Raw genomic sequence first — 18,624 nt, forward strand, 5'->3', positions numbered from 1 at the left:
ATTGCAATCGCTATTATAGACTTGTGATATGAGTTGTAAATGAGTAAAATACTGACCTTCACTTGTGATCCGGCACAATAGTGTGCTTGATCTTATCCATAATCTAGAGGATTTTACATGCCACAAGTTAAGTTGAAAGAAGGCGAACCAGTTGACGTAGCTATCCGTCGTTTCAAACGTTCATGCGAAAAAGCTGGTGTTTTAGCTGACGTTCGTAAACGCGAATTCTACGAAAAACCAACTCAAGAACGTAAGCGCAAAAAAGCTGCAGCAGTTAAACGCTACCAAAAGAAATTGGCTCGCGAATCTGTACGTACTACTCGCCTTTACTAATTAATTTGTGATTGACTGCTGAATTATGACTACTTTAAAAAATCAAATTACTGATGCATTAAAAACTTCTATGCGTGCCAAAGATATGGCAACAGTGACGGTTTTGCGTAGTCTACAAGCGGCAATTAAGCAAATCGAAGTCGATGAGCGCAAAGAGCTTGACGACGCTCAGGTTCTTGCGGTCATTGAAAAGCAAATTAAACAACGTAAAGAATCGATCAAAGCCTTTGAAGGTGCTGGTCGTAATGATTTAGCTAGTAAAGAACAAGCCGAAGCTGAGATTATCTCTCAGTTTCTACCAGAAGCTATGACTGAGGAAGAGCTTGATTCTATCATTGAGCAAACGATTGCTGCTCAAGAAGCAACTAGCATGAAAGATATGGGTAAGGTGATGAATTCTCTACGTCCGATCATAGCCGGGCGTGCCGATCCTGCTCAAGTTTCAGCAAAAATTAAAGCTAAGTTAGCTTAATTCCCCCCTTTTTAAATTTTACATTTCTTCCAATCAAGCTTCTTTAGTTTGTATATATTTGCACATCTGCAAATTAAGTAAGATATAACTGTTAAATCTTCATTCTTCGCTCATCTTGCATTTGTTTCAAACGACTGTCTATTCTTGCCGACATTGCTTGATTGTCTTTTGCTAATCGCTGAGCATGCAACATTGATTTAATTGCATTTTCCTCACTACCTGACCAATATTCTGCTTCAGCTCGATAGCGTAAAACATTAACAGCTCTTAAAGGTCCATTCTTATCCAAATTCGCAGCTTGCTGTAAAAATTGCCAGCCTTGTATATCTCTTGGATTCTTATTAATAAATCTTTGAACTAAGGTTTGAACTTGCGCAAACTTACCTTGTCGTAGCAGCACCTCAGCCAACTTATAACTAAAAGCTTTATTTTCAGGCATCGTCATCTGCATAGAAGCAATTGTTGTATAAGCTTGATCTAATTTATTTTGGCCAAGATAAATATCTGTCTGCAATAATGCCACTAGAGGCTTTCCACTAGATTTCGCTTGATCTAAAGTAGACTGGGCTTGAGTATAATCACCTTGTCTTGTGTAAAATGCTGCTAAAGCAATCAGACCAGCAATATTCTTTTGAGAGGCCAAACTTTGTAGTTGGTTTTCAGTTGCCTGATTTGCAACCACCATGGTGTACCATTTTAGAATCTCAAAATCAGCATCATATATACGGTTTTTAACTCTCGGCATCTGGTTTGCACGCAGCCGCGCTTCGCTCATACGTTCAGTCGTCAATGGATGAGTCAACCAGAAATCTGGTAAAAAACTCACTCGACTTGTAGCCCTATGCATTGTTTCAAAGTAATCTGCCATACTTTGTGGGTTATAACCCGCCGCATACATATATTGCATGCCGATACGGTCTGCTTCACGCTCTTGGTTTCGACTATATGTTAATTGCTTATCCATGAGTGCAGCCTGAGTTCCAAGCATCACTGCTGCACCCGCATCGCCACCGCCCTGTGCAGCTATAGCCACTCCCGCTAAAAGCCCTGCTAGACTTAGCAATGTTTGACCTTTAAAGGCTTCTTCAGAGCGGCTAAAATGTCTTTGCGATACATGCGCAATTTCGTGAGCCATGACCCCAGCAATTTCATCAATATTTCGTGCTGAGGCAATAAGCCCTGTATTGAGCGCAAATAAGCCACCCGGAACAGCAAAAGCATTAATTTGTGGGTCTTTAATCACGACTAGGCCAATCGGCTGCCCAAGCTGAGTTTCACTTAAAATACTCGAAAATACCTGAAAAAATTGATCTTCTAGCCAGACATTTTGAATAACGGGCATTTGTTTGTGGACTTCACGAAAAACTTTTTCGCCAATAAATTTTTCTTTTTGTTGATCAAGCAAACCAATCCCACTTCCAATATTTGGAATTTCTACCTGATTTGCAGAAGGCTGAGGATCGAAAGGCTGTGCGTACGAAGCATTTGTTATAAAAGCCGTACTTAAAATAATTGGCAAAAATCTCAAAAGTTTTTCTCTAGTAAAATTAAACCATCAAAAAAAGTCTACCGATATAAAACATAAAAAATTATGTTCAATCAATAGACTTTTAATATATCACTCGAGATCGCTTAGTTTTGCAATGAAGTGTTATTAATCATTTATGCAAAGTTTGGGTTTACCAAATATCTAGGAGTTTTATCCTCTAAAGCTTCAACTAAATTTTTATAAGCAAGATTTGCCATTTTTTTACGAGTCTCTGCAGTCGCAGATCCTACATGAGGCAAAGTAACTACATTTAGCAGTTTAAAAAGCTCCGAATCTTGTAAAGGTTCTTTTTCGTATACATCCAAACCAGCTCCAAAGATTTCCCCGCTTTGTAAGGCCTCAATTAAAGCTTGTTCGTCAACCACTGAACCACGCGCAATATTAATAAAAATAGCGTGCTTTTGCATAAGCTCAAATTGAGCTTTCCCCATCAAAGCTTTCGATTCATTATTTAAGTCAACTGCGGTTACTACAAAATCAGACTGTTGCAATAACTCATCTAAACCAAGATATTGTGCTTTTAAAGGTTCTGCCAATTCAGGCTTTTCACGGCGATTATGGTAAACAATATTCATGTTAAATCCATAAAAACCACGGCGTGCAATTGCGGCACCAATATTACCAAGCCCAATAATTCCTAGTGTCTTTCCAAAAACATCTAAACCAAACTGCTGAGGCCCAACAGTTCTTTTCCATTCACCTTGTTTAGTCCAATGATCAAGAAAAGGAACTTTTCTAGCAGCGCTAAGTAATAATGTAAAAGCAAGATCAGCCGTTGTTTCAGTTAAAACATGAGGTGTATTTGATAACCAGATTTTTCTTTGGTTTAGATAAGCCACATCATAATTGTCATAGCCAACTGTTACAGATGAAATAATTTTGAGTTTTTGAGCAGGAGCAAGATTACCTTCATTAAGAAGTCGACCAGCACCAATCATCCCATCAGCATCTACAACTTGTTGGCGTATTTGCTCATTAATATCACCCAGTTTTGGATTAAGAACCACAACATGATAATCCTGTTGTAATCGAGACAAAATTTCTTCGTCAATTTGGCTAAAAACTACAACTTTTTTCATGTAAATCCCTACTATTCGTTGTTATCTTGCATCAATTGCCATAATCTTTTTTTAAGGAGAGGTTTCTCCAACATCTCTTTTAAACTTGCTAAGTGAATAATATTGGCATGTTGAATATAAGAACATTCACCCAAACACAAAATTTTCTTATCTGCTGCAACAGCGTCTAAAAATCCTTGAATATATGAACCTGCACCGCGTTGGTCTTGATAGCTAGCCAAAGGGAACGGCCATTTCAATTCAGCATATTGCCCTATTTTTGCTTTTTGAATGTTACTCCAAAGCTGCTTTTCTTCATCAGCTAAATTGGTAACATCTAAAAAAATGACACACTTTTCAAGTGCAAATGCTTGCAACTCAAATGAAGCAATCGTAACCGTTGGAACGTATACCTCATTACGAGGTGGCACAACAGGCGGAACTTCTGCTGGAAGCGGTACCGCAATTTCAGGTTCAGCTTTTGGAACTTCGTTGACTTGTGGTTTTGTCGGCTGCTCAAGAACTAGACTGTTCTTAGAAGGTAATATAATTGGCTCACCTTCCGGAGCAGCTTGATCTCGCCAGAGGCTTTGAGCATTATTTTTTTGGCACACCTGTGTCTTAGGAATCCATACATCAATTCCTAAAGTTGCCAATATATTTCTTTGCTGCCCAATCATCTGTAAATCAATACCTCTACTCTATCTACATTCTAACGGGCTTGAGTTTTTTTTTCAGTGTTTTATTTCATTCAGATGTTTTTATAATCGTATATGTCTTTTAAATAATCATCACACTATTTCTCTTTTGCATTTGATCGACAATTTCTTCGGTCTCAAAGCCAAAACGCCAATAAAGCAATTCAAGCACATCCAGTTCATCTTGCGTAATAATACGGTCGCTCCACAAGCACATTTCCGCAATAGCTAGAATACTTAGACGGTCACGTAATAATAAACCAGCAATATCATTTAAAATTTCAGCAAGATCTAATGGCTCATCTGAAATTTCATCATAGATATACATTTCATCTGGGTTAAGTAGTGAACGCAAAATACGCTCACGTACTTCTAACTGATTTGGGCTATTAATTTGCTGAACATGAAGTAAAGCATCAATCAAACGAACAATTTGAGGTTTTACTTCTTCAAATGCAGTGGGCAAATGTAACGGCATCAAATTCAATTCATATTTAACCCGCTCTAGTAAAAGTGCATCTAACAGGCCAATTTCACCATCTTCTTGAATAATAAGTGCCAGTTTTGTCAAAAATTGACGCGCAATGCTTGCAGGTATATGTCCAATATTTTTACATGCATCATGAAATATCTGAATATGAATACGCCCATCCAGATTCAATAATGCATCGATAATTGCATGACTTACAGGCGCGTCTTTTGGAATGAATTCTCGATATTGGCGAATCATCAGAATAGCGACCATCAGCTCGCGTGAACCTGTAGCTGTTTGTAGTGCTCTCTGAATTAATTCAGGACGCTTCTTATTTCGACGTACGTCGCTACTCAGAGGTTTAATAGCATCATTTAATGCAAAACTAATCGGTGACAGTCTCAACAAAGGTAGAGGCTGTGGAGATGACCACGGAATATAAATTTCTTTCTCAGATTCTTCCAAGAAATGAAATAAGCTAAACAACGGACGATTACGAAGTTTCTTTAAATTTTCTAATTGTAAATCTTGTAGCAAAGTAGGATTTAACTCATAAATACGTTCACGAATACTCGGGTGAATATTCATCCAGCTTTGTGGACTCAGTGAGTTAGCAAAACACATATGTGCGATTGATTCGGAATAAGCACTATGAATTTGCGAACCAGAGTGGTGAACATAAATACGCAACAAGGTTTGGGTATTCGCATTATTTTTTAATAATCGTACTGTTTTTTGGTCATTACGAAATGTGCGCCCACTCAAAGTCAAATATTTAATAAAACGAGTAATCAGTACACCTAGGCTTCCAGCCAACCAAATGACTCCACCCACCGCAACAAAAACTGTTTCAAACTTATGTTTATAACCTGGGCTATAGCGCTTAAAACCTTGTTTGGCTAATTTACTGCCCCACTGACTAAAAGTTGTTAAACCACTATATAAAATCTTTAATTTCGTATTTTCAACGGCCTCTCCCGATAAAATCTGATTAAACTCATGGCCCAATAAACCATATAACTCAAGCTTATCCAGATTCTGTAAAGCGCCCCATGTGAGAATAATAACGATATCTTTGGGATGAAAACCTGCGGTAAGTGCATTTACACCTACTTCATCAGGTAAAACATACACGGTTGGTACTTTTAGGGAAAAAGTTTGCGCCAAGTGTTCTGTAATTTTCAAGGCAGCGAGTTCTTCGGGGGTACTTTCCTCTTTCACCAAACGACGTGCTTTAAGTTGTTTTGCTAAAGAGTGTCCACCTTTACGCAGAATATAAAGTTCGGTAACTACCGACCAAACCATAATAAAAAGTAATAGTGCAACGAAATAAGGACTTAAGGTATGCCACCAAATGGGCTGGCTATAATCAAAAAAATGGACGAGTAAACCCAAAATTAAATTTAAAATAAAAATAGTAAGCAACACGGCAACCAAACACATAGTGATGGACCATGCCATATTTTTATTTTCGATTAGATAGTGGCTTACTTCTTTCAATGTAAATATTCCCAATTACATTGTTAGGTTTCATCATAAAAGAAAAAAGCGGGAAATACCCGCTTTTTCCGGCTAATTCTATTCTTCTTTGATGCCTGTTAAATCTACAGAAGCAGCATCGACATTCACATCAATATAACCATCTTTTTTCTTCTTAGCAGAGTCATTACGCTTCTGCTCCAAATTATTTAGATAGTTACCATCAATATCACCTGTTACGTAGATTCCATCAAATACTGAGCAATCGAACTCAGTTAAGTCAGGCACTTTGCTCGTACGTACAGCATTTTTCAAGTCTTCCAATTCTTGGAAAACTAAGCGATCAGCACCAATAATTTCTTGGATCTCTTCAACACTGCGCTCTGAAGCAATAAGTTCAGCTTTCGCAGGCATATCAATACCATAAACGTTTGGATACATCACTTTTGGTGCTGCTGAAGCAAAGTATACTTTTTTTGCACCAGAATCACGTGCCATTTGAATAATCTCATTACACGTTGTACCACGCACAATAGAGTCATCAACCAACAGAACGTTTTTCCCTTTAAACTCTAACTCAACAGGGTTTAATTTCTGACGTACAGATTTTTTACGTTGCTGTTGACCCGGCATAATAAAGGTACGGCCGATATAACGGTTTTTCATAAAACCTTCACGGAACTTCACACCTAGAATATTTGCAAGTTCTAAAGCTGAAGTACGGCTCGTATCTGGAATTGGGATAACCACATCAATATCATGGTCCTCACCCCAATCACGTAAGATTTTATGAGCAAGCTTTTCACCCATTTTTAAACGTGCTTTATAAACCGAAATTCCGTCAATAATGGCATCAGGACGAGCAAAATAAACATATTCAAAAATACATGGGCGATATTTTGGATTAGCCGCACATTGTTTAGAGAATAATTGACCATTTGCATCAATAAAAATTGCTTCACCCGGTTCAATATCACGCTCAATTTTAAAACCAAGAGCAGTAATAGCAACCGATTCAGAAGCAATGATGTACTCCATCTCACCTTGTTCAGTTACACGTGAACCATAAATAAGTGGACGGATACCGTTTGGATCACGGAAGCCTACTAAACCATGACCAGTGATCATCGCCACGACACCATACGCGCCCTGACAACGCTCATGCACACGAGAAACCGTATGAAAAATATCGTCAGCTGTAGGATTTAAAGTACCTTTCTTTTGTAATTCATGTGCGAATACGTTTAAAAGAACTTCTGAGTCAGAATCAGTATTCATATGACGTAAATCTGTTTTAAACAGGTCATCATGAATTTCTTCTGCATTGGTCAAATTACCATTATGTGCAAGTGTAATACCGTAAGGTGAGTTCACATAAAATGGCTGTGCTTCAGCACTGCTCGCAGAACCAGCAGTTGGGTAACGTACATGGCCAATACCATAGTTACCAAGTAATGCTCTCATATGACGGGTATGAAAAACATCACGTACCATACCGTTATCCTTACGCAGGAAAAGACGGCCTTCATGGCAGGTTACTATTCCAGCTGCATCTTGCCCACGATGTTGCAACATCGTTAAAGCATCAAACAACATTTGGTTCACTGGCGATTTACCGGCTATACCAACAACTCCACACATAGCAACCTCGCAGACAAGCTAGGAATTAATAAAAAGGATTCTTTGTCGAATGGTCAGATCGGTTTTCTAAATCTTCCGATTTGTCCATTGGTTTTGAAGGAGCGCCTGATGCACTACCTCCAGATGTTATTTGATGAAATGCCTCACTTGCTGCATCTTTAGACAACTCTGTAGCTAAAGGGGCATATGGCAATAAATACTGTATAAGCTTGGATTGCTTCCAGTGTGGTGAACTCTCAACCCAAGGCCCTATACCCTGCATTGTAATCAGCACAACCAACAAACCTTTTAAAGAACCAAAAGCGCCACCTGCTAAACGATTTAATGGCCCCAATTTCAGACTTTTCAAGAGGCCATTTAAAAATGCAGTAACGATCCAAGTTAAAACGATGATCAAAAGTGCTATAAATGCAAAAGCTGCAATTTTTTGAACCACTGGATCATGACTTAAACCTGACATGGACGGCGCAAGAAGGACAGCATATTTTGCACCCATAATTAATGCAATGATCCATCCTACCAAGTTCGCAAAGGCTTTGATAAATCCTTGTCGCAAACCGTTTAGCCCCCCAATGAGCAAAAGTATCAGAATAATGATATCAATTGTGTTCATATTCACTTATGACATAGATGCAACACATTGTTTCACTAAAATAGGACCGGTATAAATCAGCCCACTATAGATCTGTACTAATGTTGCTCCAGCTTGCTGTTTGACTGCTGCTTGTTCACCCGACAAAATTCCACCCACGCCAATTAACGGGATTTGTCCTTTTAATGTTTGGGCAAACAAACGTAAGCATTCTGTACTTTTTTCAAAAACAGGTGCGCCTGATAAACCACCCGACTCGTTACCATTAGGAAGATTTTCTACACCTTCTCTTGATAAAGTCGTATTGGTAACAATTAAACCATCAATTTTAAAATGCAATAATTGTGCTGCAATAAATTCAACATCTTCAGCTGTTAAATCAGGTGCAACTTTTAGAACCAAAGGAACATAATGGTTATATTGTTCGGCTAGCTCAAGTTGTCTTTCTTTTAAGGTTTGCAATAATTCAGTTAATGCATCTCCACTTTGTAAACTTCTTAAGTTCTTAGTATTTGGAGATGAAATATTAACGGTAATATAAGAAGCGTAGTTATACACTTTCTCAAGGCAAATTAGGTAATCATCGACAGCCTTTTCTACAGGCGTATCGGCATTCTTACCAATATTAATGCCTAAAATCCCTTTAAATTTTGAAGCTTTGACATTTTCAATCAGCTTATCAACGCCATGATTATTAAACCCCATACGGTTAATAATGGCTTTAGCTTCAGGAATACGGAATAAGCGGGGCTGCGGATTACCCGACTGAGGACGCGGCGTAATGGTTCCAATTTCAATAAAACCGAATCCTAGACCTGCCAGTGCATCAATGTGTGCACCATTTTTATCAAGTCCAGCTGCTAAACCTACCGGATTTGGAAATTCAATTCCCATACAAGTCGTTGGCTTCGCTTCTACGCTCTGACGTAGCAGGCCGAACTTATGTGCTTTATCAAGCATAGATAATGTTAATTCATGGGCACGCTCTGGTGCTAAACTAAACAACATCGGGCGAGCAAGTGAATATAACATACCAATCACAATCTACTGATTTTAGGTAGGCATATTATAGGCACAGGGAGCACAAAACACCATGCTTAAGACCAGCATATTTTAATATGTTATTGAACCGTCGCTGTTAATTTAATCTGACCTTCACTTGAAACCATTTCCATTTTTTCAATACTTAAGCCCATTTGCGCCAGTTGGGTTAAAAAGTTCGCTAAAATTGCGTAATTCTGATGAGTAACAATAATTTGTAACTGCTCACCATTTTGTTGAGAAGTGACAGTTAACCCTTGTTGTTGAGCTACACGTTGTATTTTTTCTGCTTGACCCAACTCAAGCTCACTCGCAGGTTTCATCGTGACTGCATTACTTTGCATCCACACCATTAAATCTTTTAAATCATTTAGGCGCTGTTGCTGCTGTTCAGCCAAGGAATGCATTTTCCAAAGTGAAGCTCCAATAATAGCTACTACAACAAAAATTGTAGTAAAGATCACCATAATACGTTCACGGACAGTTAAACGATCTAAATATTGATTGATTTGTTCAATCCACTGATCAAACCGGTTTTGCAATTGAGCTAACATTTTCATTATTGTATTTTCACCACCCCAATTGCCCCACCACCATCGGCTTGAACATTACCTAACTCTGCCTTGAAGCCTTGCTGATTAAGCTGCTGTGTTAAAGTTTGCAAATCATCTCCCGATTTTGCTTTTAAGGCCATGGTTAGTGTAGAAGCATCATAATTTAACTGCTGAGCTAAAATTTGTCTTTGCATTAAAATAGGTCCAACACGGCTCAACAGAGAGAGTGCTTGTGTGTCACCCTGTTTACTCATTCTTAAATGACTTTCAAATTGGCTTTTTATATTTTGTTCATTTACACGACTAGAAGGACCAAACCAATATTTATATTGCTCAATTGTCTGCTCAGCTGTTTGATTCGCTACATTTCTTAATTTTACCCAACGTAACAAATCATAGCTAAACTGAACCACAATTATTGCTAAAACAATAACCGCACATGCTTTCCAGTACCCAGAAACCGTCTGCTCTTGCCCTTTGGCTTTTGGTAAAACATTAAAAGGATGCTGTTTAGGTTTATCTAAGCCTTGAAACTGATAAAAAAATTCTGAACGTTGCTCAACACTAGAAGCTGCTTCTAGGCTTTCTAATTGTTCTACAGTCAGCCCACTATATTGATATTGTGTTTCAGCTGGCTGAAACTCTAAAAACAATCCCAGATCATCTAGTGAATTACCTACCCACTTACTTTCGCGCACAAGTAATTTTTGGTCAATATTACACAGGATGACTTGTTGTTCTTGTGGTTCTGGCAAAATCAAAAAGTCCGGCAACAAAGCAACGAGCTTAATTGGCAACAAATTCATCGCATGTTGCCATGTTTCCACAGTTGTTTTTGCGACACCCAATATTGTTAATTGATCAGCATGAAAATGATGAACTACTTTCATATGATCAATCGGCAAAGTCACAAACTCTTCAAGCAAATATTTAACACCATCTGCCCCGAGTTGCTTGTAATGAGACTTTGCTATGTGTTGCTGGAATACCTGAGCATGACGACTAGGAAAAAAGACGACAGCCTCTTTTCCTTGATGCAATTGTAGGTCTTGTATTAATTGATCCAGACTTGCAGCCTGCAACCAGTTTTCTCCGTTAGACCAATGCCATATTCCATTGGTTTCAGGCATCCATAAATACAGCATAATGGGCGAAATAACCTTTTTAATTATATTGTGGGTATAAAACTATTTTTTTGTGTTGATAAACCAGTTGCAATCACAGCCTGATCATAAATTCGAGCTTCAGCCAGTGCAAATGGATTAAAGTTTTCATGAGTCAGCAGTTCAGCAATATGTCCTACCACATTCATATGGCACACCACTACAATTGACTCATAAGGAACCTGAGATAACCACTCAATTGCTTCTTTCGCATTATCATCTGGTTTAATTTTATCGCATAACAGCACAGGCACATCTTTAAAATACGCTTGAATATGTGCCAATGTTTCTTGAGCACGTAGTAAAGGACTAACTACAAAAATGTCAGGCTTAACAATATCTTTTAAAAATGTTGCCGTCTGTTCAGCTTGAGCGTGTCCACGAGCAGTAAGAGGGCGTTTAGTGTCGTTACCATTCACAGGTGGAGCGGCTTCCCCATGGCGAATCAATGTCAGTTGCATAAATTTTCCTTGTTAATAATTCTTGCATTATAACCACAATTTATGACATTTCTTCTTCAGACTTCGTGATGAGGTAAAACAAATTCTACGTCACTACGATGTCCGTTTTTCATAAGAGATAATGCAATATTTAAAGGAGGCGCCCCTTCGAAAATAACTTCATATAAAGCGTTAGTGATAGGCATATAAACATCTAATTCTTCTGCTTTACCACGCACCTGAACAATTGTATTGATGCCTTCTGCTGTCTGCCCTAACTCTTTACTGGCTTGATCAAGTGTTTTACCCGAACCTAAAGCATAACCAATCTGATAATTACGGCTTAAAGGGCTATTACAAGTCGCAAATAAATCACCAACACCTGACAACCCCAAGAATGTAAGTGGATTTGCACCTTGTTTCACTGCAAAACGACTCATCTCGGCCAAAGCACGGGTTAAAATCATACTCTTGGTGTTTTCACCAATTTTGTAAGCTGCGCCAATTCCCATTGCAACCGCATAAATATTTTTAAGCGCACCACCTAACTCTACACCGTGCACATCATCGCTACCAAAAACACGGAATAAAGCACTATGCAGAGCATGTTGCACAGCATAACGAACTAACTCAGAATCACTGGCAATAACAGTACCAGATGGCATACCTGCCATAATTTCTTTTGCAAGGTTTGGACCTGATAGCACACCATAGGGAACTTCAGGTAATTCTTCACGAATAATATCGCTCATGAAGCTGAAAGTTTTAGCTTCAACGCCTTTAGTTAAAGACACAACCGCTTGTGCAGTAATATAAGGAGCGATTTGTTTTAAAACATCACGAAATGAGTGACTTGGAATTGCGACTAAAATAATATCTCGATCACACACGGCTTGCTCAAGATCAGACACAGCGCGTAATGATGACTCTAAAGTAAAGTCCGGTAAATAACGTTTATTAATGTGGGTTTTATTAATTTCCTCAGCTGTTTCGGCGTCACGAATCCAGATCATGGTATCGCAACCATTACGTGCAGCTAAATTTGCCATAGCCGTTCCAAAGCTTCCTCCCCCTAGAACGGTAATACGTAAAGCGGTTTTTTTATCAACTGCAACAGGTTCCACCAAATCTGTAAACTTAAATTCAGCCATCTTTTATTATCCTATTTCTTACTTCTACAGACGTTTAAGCCTGCCAAACTTTTACGAATTCTTTACTTTCAATATCTGCACGCGGTGCAATTACTTTAGCTGCTGTGCCGACGTAAATAATACCTGAAATTAAATCACGAGATTGCAGACCTAAATGCTGTTTTAACCAATTTGATTCGACAACTGCACCACTACGCCACATGGTCGAAAAACCTTGAGCCTGTAGAGATAATAAAAGATTTTGTACTGCAGCACCCGTACTTAAGATTTGTTCGAAATGCGGTACTTTCGGATGATCTTGTAGGTGTGTAAGCGCTAAAATGAGTAATGGTGCGCGAAAAGGATGTTGTTTAACACGTTCGAGTTGAGCGGGATCAGTTTCACCTAAATCTGCTAGAGCCTTTGCTAAAACTTCACCAAAAGCACCACGTTGTTCGCCTGAAACAACCACAAAACGGGTTGGCTTAAGTCTATGATGATCTGGAGCAGTCAAAGCTGCTTGGAAAGCTAACTCTAATTGCTCTGTACTTGGAGCTGGCTCAACTAATTGGCCAATAGACTGACGCTGATGAATATTTTGGTGAATTATTTGTATTGCTGATTCCGTCATTAATATTGATCTAACTCAAAAATTCAAAATAGATTAGCATAATCTACCGTTAATCCACCATTGAATCTAGCTTATAAAATTAGCGAACTCTCACTTTGACATTTTTTAATACAAAACATCAAAACTCATACAACGTCTTCAAAATCAACTAGAAAACTTATGTTCAAATAGCTATGTCTTTTAGCGATTAACTTTAGGTGCATTATGAAAAAAATAATTTTAGCGAGCGCAATGAGCGGTGTTGTTTTATTACTTGGTGCTTGCGCAACTACTCCTAAAAATACTTTAGCAGTTCAAAAAGAAAACAATCAGTTTGAAGTTACAGGTATTGGCAAAACCAATTTAATTGCGAAAAATAATGCAATTACTGCAGCTCAAAAAACTTGTTCAAAAAACACTACACCAGTCGTTGTAGATGAAAAAACAACATATAACGGTGTATTAAAAGATGTTGTAAGTGAAAAAACTGGTCAAATGGTTGAAGCAGCAGCAGGTGTTATTGGTACATTAACTGGTAAAAATGCATCTTTAGCAAAAGATGATGACTACCAAACAACGCTTACTTTCTATTGTAAAATTAATTAATCAAAAAAATCCCAATCAAATGATTGGGATTTTTTATTAGCAGTAACCATCTAATCTGGTCAGTGGTAATTTTTTACCAATTGCTTTTTCAATTTCGGGTAAATAAAAGGCATCATCTTCAGATAAGAAACTAATACTTACCCCTTGTGAGCCAGCACGCCCTGTACGACCAATACGGTGTACATAATCATCAGACTGCTCAGGCAACGTAAAGTTGATGACATGCGACACGCCATCCACATGAATACCACGACCAGCAACATCCGTCGCGATCATAATATTATGTTTACCTTGCTTAAATTGCTCTAACATTTTTAAACGTTTATCTTGAGCAATCTCACCTGAAAGCATACCGACTCTGTATCCATCTTTCTTTAAATGGTCATAAAGACGGCGCACCTGATCACGTCGATTAGCAAAAATCATGACTTTATCGATCGGCTCTTCACGCAAGATATCTTGTAATAAACGATATTTATCTTGTTTAGCCACGACATACACACGTTGCTCTACATCGTTATTCGTTTTTTGCTCCGGCTCAATTTCTACAGTGATTGGTTCAAACAACCATTGTCTTGCCAAATTAAGAACATCATAACTAAACGTCGCAGAGAACATCAGTGTTTGACGTTGTTCCTTACGCGGAGAGTAACGGACAATACGTTTTACAGAAGGAATAAAACCCATGTCCAGTAAACGGTCGGCTTCATCAATCACTAAAAATTCAATTTGATCGAGCCAAACTTCTTTTTGTTCTACAAAATCAATTAGACGCCCAGGTGTAGCGACCATGATATCAACAAAATTAGCATCTAGCTGTTTCTTTTGCTTATCAAAATCTACACCACCTAATAATGTTACAAGGTGCAAATCTGAGAATTTTGTAAGTAGCTTTGCATCACTTTCAATTTGCAATGCCAACTCACGAGTAGGTGCCAAGATTAAAGCACGAGGCTCGCCACGGAAGCGTTGCTCTTGAATCGGATTATTGAGTAAATCATTAATTACACTAATCAGAAAGGCAGCTGTCTTACCTGTTCCTGTTTGTGCTCGCCCAATTGCATCATGCCCGGCTAATGTATATTTTAAAACCTTTTGCTGAATTGGGGTCATTTGAGTAAACCCTAAAGCATCAATCGCCTTTTTAAGTTGCGGATGTAAATTCAAGGTTTCAAAACCAGATGTCATAAATACGCGCTCTAACAAACAATCTCTCGAATGAGAAGATCATTATAAACAAAAACGCCCCAATTCAAAAATTGGAGCGTCCATCATTCATCAAAAAGATGAATTAGTCTTAGTCTAAAGGCTGAACGTTTTCAGCTTGAAAACCTTTTTGACCTTGTACAACGCTAAACTCTACGCGTTGACCATCACGTAGAGAACGGTGACCGTCACCTACGATTGCACGGAAGTGAACGAATACATCGTCGCCGCCGTTACGTTGAATAAAACCAAAGCCTTTAGTGTCATTAAACCACTTTACTACGCCTTGTTCACGAGCTGTCATAAGTCAATCCTCAGATGTTGAAAAAAGGACCTTCCGGTGTTGCAAACAGCAGAGCAAACAAGGTTTTAAAATATTTATAATCTTAAAGCTTGTAATCATTCTGTAAAACTATCAACAATTTCCGGTTACATCCATTTGTTATAGGGTTATTAAATCAATTTGATTGTGTGGTAAATCCTAAAACGGTTCGAGCTTAACACGGGTTTATGACAATTAATAGAATTTTTTTCAAATATTTCCCCTATTTTTAGTTGTTTTTTTAAACAGCTTATTACAATATTTTTTATAGAAATTACCCCTATCTTGTTCCATAAAATATGCTGTATTTACTAAAAATTTGTTAGAATAATTTTTTTAGTTGTTTTGATGATGAATGAGCAATACTTCTTCTAATACAGCACCCATTGAAATTAATGCCCTTGGGCAGCCCTGCCCAATGCCATTGTTAATGTTAAAGCGTGAACTTAAAAAAGCGTCAGGCAAACAACAATTTTTATTAAAATCGTCAGATCCTCATAGTGAAATTGATGTAACTCGTTACTGTGGTTTACATCATTTTATGTGTCAAACTACACACGTATCAGAGAGAGAATTTCACTATTTAATTGAAACTCAATAATTCTTTGCTAAACTAAAAGATTAGAAATTGCATAAAATTTTACATTTCTCTACCCAATTTTCCTTAATTATGAAGCTGATTCAAATTAAGATGAATTTATTGGTTATCCCATTCGATCCTATAAGGAGAACTCATGAGTGACAGCAGCAATCAATTGATGCCCCTGTCATTGTCTGCGCCCGGTGTAAACCTTGGTGCATATATCAGTACTGTCAATCAGATTCCTATTTTAACGGCCGAGCAAGAAAAAGAACTTGCTGAGCGTTATTATTATGACCAAGATCTTGATGCCGCAAAAATGCTGGTAATGTCGCATTTACGCTTTGTCGTTCATATTGCGCGCAGCTATGCAGGTTATGGCCTACCACAAGGCGACCTTATTCAAGAAGGTAATTTAGGCTTAATGAAAGCCGTGAAACGTTTCGACCCAAATATGGGTGTACGTTTAGTATCTTTTGCCGTCCACTGGATTAAGGCAGAAATTCATGAATACGTTATTCGCAACTGGCGTATTGTCAAAATTGCAACGACAAAAGCTCAGCGTAAATTATTTTTCAATTTACGTAGTCTAAAAAAATCGAGTAAAAAACTGACGCTCGAAGAAGCTCAATCGATTGCTAATGACTTAAATGTAACCCCAGAGCAAGTACTGGAAATGGAAGGTCGTTTAACTGCCTATGATGCTGCTTTTGAGGCACAAGGTGATGACGATGATGATACCCCTCATACTGCTCCTGCGTTGTATCTTGAAGATAACCGCTACGACCCTGCTCGTTTAGTCGAAAATGAAGACTGGGAAGAGCAAAGTACTTCAGCCTTGCATGATGCAATGGACCAGTTGGATGACCGTTCACGTAACATTTTACAACGCCGCTGGTTAGATGATGACAAATCTACTCTTCATGAGTTAGCGGCTGAATATAATGTTTCTGCAGAGCGTATCCGTCAGCTTGAAAAGAATGCGATGGAAAAGATTAAAACTGCCATGTCAGCAAGCTAAAAAAATGAAAGAATAAAAGGGCGATTCGCCCTTTTGTTTTATCTGGCTATGTTTAGCCAACCCAATCTATGTTAACGTTGCTTTTCATTATTCAGTTGTGTTTTTTGTTATGTGGATTGCCATTTCAGCCCTTAATCTTGCCTTTGCAGTCATGTTGGGTGCTTTTGGAGCACATGGTCTTAAAGCTCACGCGGGTCCTGAGCAACTTGCTTGGTGGCAGACTGCAACCGACTACTTTTTTTATCATGCGCTTGGTCTATTAGCCCTTGGTATTTTAAGTAAGGTTCTTCCTTATTTCCCAATCAAGTTATCTTTCTTGCTTATCCAAATTGGTATTCTATTCTTTTGTGGTTCGCTTTATATCATGGCGCTGGGTTTACCACGAATATTAGGCGCAATTACGCCAATCGGTGGAGCTTTAATGATTGCGGGATGGCTAGTCTTGGCTTGGAATGCTTTCAAATACGCAAAATAATCGGAATGTGATCATGCAAATTTATTTAAATGGCGAATTAACGGACACGCCTAGCCAAAACCTGTTGCAACTCATTCAGGAGTTGGCACTTGAAGGAAAACGTTTTGCTGTCGAGCACAATCAGCAAATCGTTTCTAAAAGCAAATTAGAGCAAATTACGATTGCTCAACATGACCGTATCGAAATTATTCACGCTGTTGGCGGCGGCTAAGTCGGAGTTATCCATGCAAGACACCCCTCTCATTATTGGTTCACGTTCTTTTCAATCTCGTTTATTGGTCGGAACTGGCAAATATAAAGACTTAAATGAAACGGATTTAGCTATTCAAGCCAGTGGCGCAGAAATCGTAACTGTCGCAATCCGCCGTGTGAATATTGGACAGAATCCAGACCAACCGAATTTACTCTCAGTTATTCCACCAGAAAAATATACAATCTTGCCAAATACCGCAGGTTGTTTTGACGCTGACAGCGCAGTACGCACGTGTATGCTAGCGCGCGAGCTTCTTGATGGTCATAACCTAGTAAAACTTGAAGTGTTGGGTGATGAAAAAACCTTATATCCAAATGTAACCGAAACTTTAAAAGCGGCTCGTACTTTAATTGACGACGGTTTTGAGATTATGGTCTACACCTCGGATGATCCAATCATTGCGCAAGAACTTGAAAGTATGGGTTGTGTTGCGATTATGCCTTTAGGTAGTCTCATTGGTTCAGGTCTAGGTATCTTAAACCCGCACACTATTTCAATTATTAAAGAAAATGCAAAAGTACCAGTTTTGGTAGATGCAGGCGTTGGTACAGCAAGTGATGCTGCTATTGCGATGGAACTTGGTTGTGACGGCGTGCTGATGAATACAGCAATTGCAGCTGCAAAAAATCCTATTTTGATGGCTTCTGCAATGAAAAAAGCTGTTGAAGCTGGACGTGAAGCATTTTTAGCTGGTCGTATGCCACGTAAACGTATGGCAAATGCAAGCTCACCAGAAACAGGTTATTTCTTTAAGTAATCATTAATTTTGCCTAAATTTTAAAGCACGATAACAAAAACTATCGTGACGAGTGGCATGGATGCCACTGTTGAACAGGGCCACATGGATGTGCCCTCTGTTCAACAAAGGTTTTTGTTACTTTTGACCTTTCAAAAGTAAGGCATAGCCAATAGAGTTTAATAAATTAAAC

The 18,624-nt window shown here is 38.5% G+C and carries 22 protein-coding genes; 8 read left to right on the top strand and 14 right to left on the bottom strand.

What is annotated here, in order from left to right:
- Positions 1–117 precede the first annotated feature (117 nt).
- Together rpsU and KTI79_RS02895 are read left to right on the top strand one after the other, a co-directional pair.
- Positions 118–333 carry a 30S ribosomal protein S21 gene (rpsU, locus tag KTI79_RS02890; RefSeq protein WP_001136722.1) on the top strand — a complete coding sequence of 72 codons (216 nt, stop codon included), beginning with the start codon at positions 118–120 and terminating at the stop codon, positions 331–333.
- Between the two features lie 25 nt (positions 334–358).
- Positions 359–805: a GatB/YqeY domain-containing protein gene (locus KTI79_RS02895; protein WP_002115302.1), complete on the top strand. Its 447-nt coding sequence runs from the start codon at positions 359–361 to the stop codon at positions 803–805.
- 91 nt (positions 806–896) lie between these two features.
- Here the strand turns inward: KTI79_RS02895 and KTI79_RS02900 are convergent, their stop codons facing one another.
- From KTI79_RS02900 to KTI79_RS02955, 12 genes are all read right to left on the bottom strand, one after another.
- On the bottom strand, positions 897–2,324 hold the full coding sequence (locus tag KTI79_RS02900) for a M48 family metalloprotease (RefSeq protein WP_079284113.1): 1,428 nt from the start codon (positions 2,322–2,324) through the stop codon (positions 897–899).
- Between the two features lie 143 nt (positions 2,325–2,467).
- Entirely contained in the window at positions 2,468–3,433 is a 966-nt protein-coding gene (locus KTI79_RS02905) for a 2-hydroxyacid dehydrogenase (protein ID WP_032053434.1), read from the bottom strand.
- An 11-nt stretch (positions 3,434–3,444) separates the two neighbouring features.
- Positions 3,445–4,092, bottom strand: a complete 648-nt coding sequence (locus KTI79_RS02910; protein ID WP_086376132.1) for a hypothetical protein — start codon at positions 4,090–4,092, stop codon at positions 3,445–3,447.
- A 100-nt stretch (positions 4,093–4,192) separates the two neighbouring features.
- Positions 4,193–6,082, bottom strand: coding sequence for a M48 family metalloprotease (locus KTI79_RS02915; RefSeq protein WP_032053432.1), 1,890 nt, complete (start codon positions 6,080–6,082; stop codon positions 4,193–4,195).
- 78 nt (positions 6,083–6,160) lie between these two features.
- The gene (gene purF / locus KTI79_RS02920) at positions 6,161–7,702 is read right to left on the bottom strand and encodes an amidophosphoribosyltransferase (protein WP_016145875.1); all 1,542 of its coding nucleotides are present in this window, start codon (positions 7,700–7,702) and stop codon (positions 6,161–6,163) included.
- Positions 7,703–7,727: 25 nt separating this feature from the next.
- Positions 7,728–8,315 (bottom strand): CvpA family protein, encoded by a 588-nt coding sequence (locus KTI79_RS02925; protein WP_032053430.1) that lies wholly within the window; start codon positions 8,313–8,315, stop codon positions 7,728–7,730.
- A gap of 6 nt (positions 8,316–8,321) precedes the next feature.
- Positions 8,322–9,326, bottom strand: a complete 1,005-nt coding sequence (locus KTI79_RS02930) for a quinone-dependent dihydroorotate dehydrogenase (protein WP_032053428.1) — start codon at positions 9,324–9,326, stop codon at positions 8,322–8,324.
- Between the two features lie 89 nt (positions 9,327–9,415).
- Positions 9,416–9,895 carry a type II secretion system protein GspM gene (gene gspM, locus KTI79_RS02935; RefSeq protein ID WP_032053427.1) on the bottom strand — a complete coding sequence of 160 codons (480 nt, stop codon included), beginning with the start codon at positions 9,893–9,895 and terminating at the stop codon, positions 9,416–9,418.
- Positions 9,895–11,034: a type II secretion system protein GspL gene (gene gspL / locus KTI79_RS02940; RefSeq protein ID WP_086376133.1), complete on the bottom strand. Its 1,140-nt coding sequence runs from the start codon at positions 11,032–11,034 to the stop codon at positions 9,895–9,897. Before gspL ends, gspM begins: the two co-directional genes overlap by 1 nt.
- Before the next feature lie 23 nt (positions 11,035–11,057).
- On the bottom strand, positions 11,058–11,513 hold the full coding sequence (locus tag KTI79_RS02945) for a SixA phosphatase family protein (protein ID WP_032053424.1): 456 nt from the start codon (positions 11,511–11,513) through the stop codon (positions 11,058–11,060).
- Between the two features lie 56 nt (positions 11,514–11,569).
- Positions 11,570–12,643: an NAD(P)H-dependent glycerol-3-phosphate dehydrogenase gene (locus KTI79_RS02950; protein ID WP_019457106.1), complete on the bottom strand. Its 1,074-nt coding sequence runs from the start codon at positions 12,641–12,643 to the stop codon at positions 11,570–11,572.
- 34 nt (positions 12,644–12,677) lie between these two features.
- A complete protein-coding gene (locus KTI79_RS02955; RefSeq protein ID WP_032053421.1) occupies positions 12,678–13,253 on the bottom strand; it encodes a nitroreductase in 576 nt (191 codons plus the stop codon).
- 204 nt (positions 13,254–13,457) lie between these two features.
- Between KTI79_RS02955 and KTI79_RS02960 the strand changes: the two genes are divergently transcribed.
- Positions 13,458–13,838, top strand: coding sequence for a hypothetical protein (locus tag KTI79_RS02960; protein ID WP_005073503.1), 381 nt, complete (start codon positions 13,458–13,460; stop codon positions 13,836–13,838).
- 36 nt (positions 13,839–13,874) lie between these two features.
- Here the strand turns inward: KTI79_RS02960 and rhlB are convergent, their stop codons facing one another.
- Positions 13,875–15,026: an ATP-dependent RNA helicase RhlB gene (gene rhlB / locus KTI79_RS02965; RefSeq protein WP_032053420.1), complete on the bottom strand. Its 1,152-nt coding sequence runs from the start codon at positions 15,024–15,026 to the stop codon at positions 13,875–13,877.
- 109 nt (positions 15,027–15,135) lie between these two features.
- Positions 15,136–15,348: a cold-shock protein gene (locus KTI79_RS02970; RefSeq protein ID WP_000126912.1), complete on the bottom strand. Its 213-nt coding sequence runs from the start codon at positions 15,346–15,348 to the stop codon at positions 15,136–15,138.
- Positions 15,349–15,721: 373 nt separating this feature from the next.
- Between KTI79_RS02970 and KTI79_RS02980 the strand changes: the two genes are divergently transcribed.
- The 5 genes from KTI79_RS02980 (at position 15,722) to KTI79_RS03000 (ending at position 18,452) form a co-directional block, all read left to right on the top strand.
- Positions 15,722–15,967, top strand: coding sequence for a sulfurtransferase TusA family protein (locus KTI79_RS02980; RefSeq protein WP_016140501.1), 246 nt, complete (start codon positions 15,722–15,724; stop codon positions 15,965–15,967).
- A gap of 133 nt (positions 15,968–16,100) precedes the next feature.
- Positions 16,101–16,967 carry an RNA polymerase sigma factor RpoH gene (gene rpoH, locus KTI79_RS02985; RefSeq protein WP_002115267.1) on the top strand — a complete coding sequence of 289 codons (867 nt, stop codon included), beginning with the start codon at positions 16,101–16,103 and terminating at the stop codon, positions 16,965–16,967.
- A gap of 109 nt (positions 16,968–17,076) precedes the next feature.
- Positions 17,077–17,442, top strand: a complete 366-nt coding sequence (locus tag KTI79_RS02990; protein WP_032053418.1) for a DUF423 domain-containing protein — start codon at positions 17,077–17,079, stop codon at positions 17,440–17,442.
- 13 nt (positions 17,443–17,455) lie between these two features.
- Positions 17,456–17,653: a sulfur carrier protein ThiS gene (gene thiS, locus KTI79_RS02995; protein ID WP_004700562.1), complete on the top strand. Its 198-nt coding sequence runs from the start codon at positions 17,456–17,458 to the stop codon at positions 17,651–17,653.
- Positions 17,654–17,666: 13 nt separating this feature from the next.
- Positions 17,667–18,452, top strand: a complete 786-nt coding sequence (locus tag KTI79_RS03000) for a thiazole synthase (RefSeq protein ID WP_086376134.1) — start codon at positions 17,667–17,669, stop codon at positions 18,450–18,452.
- The last annotated feature ends 172 nt before the right edge of the window (positions 18,453–18,624 follow it).

The organism is Acinetobacter sp. WU_MDCI_Abxd143 (assembly GCF_025514195.1).
Lineage (GTDB): Bacteria > Pseudomonadota > Gammaproteobacteria > Pseudomonadales > Moraxellaceae > Acinetobacter > Acinetobacter pittii_H.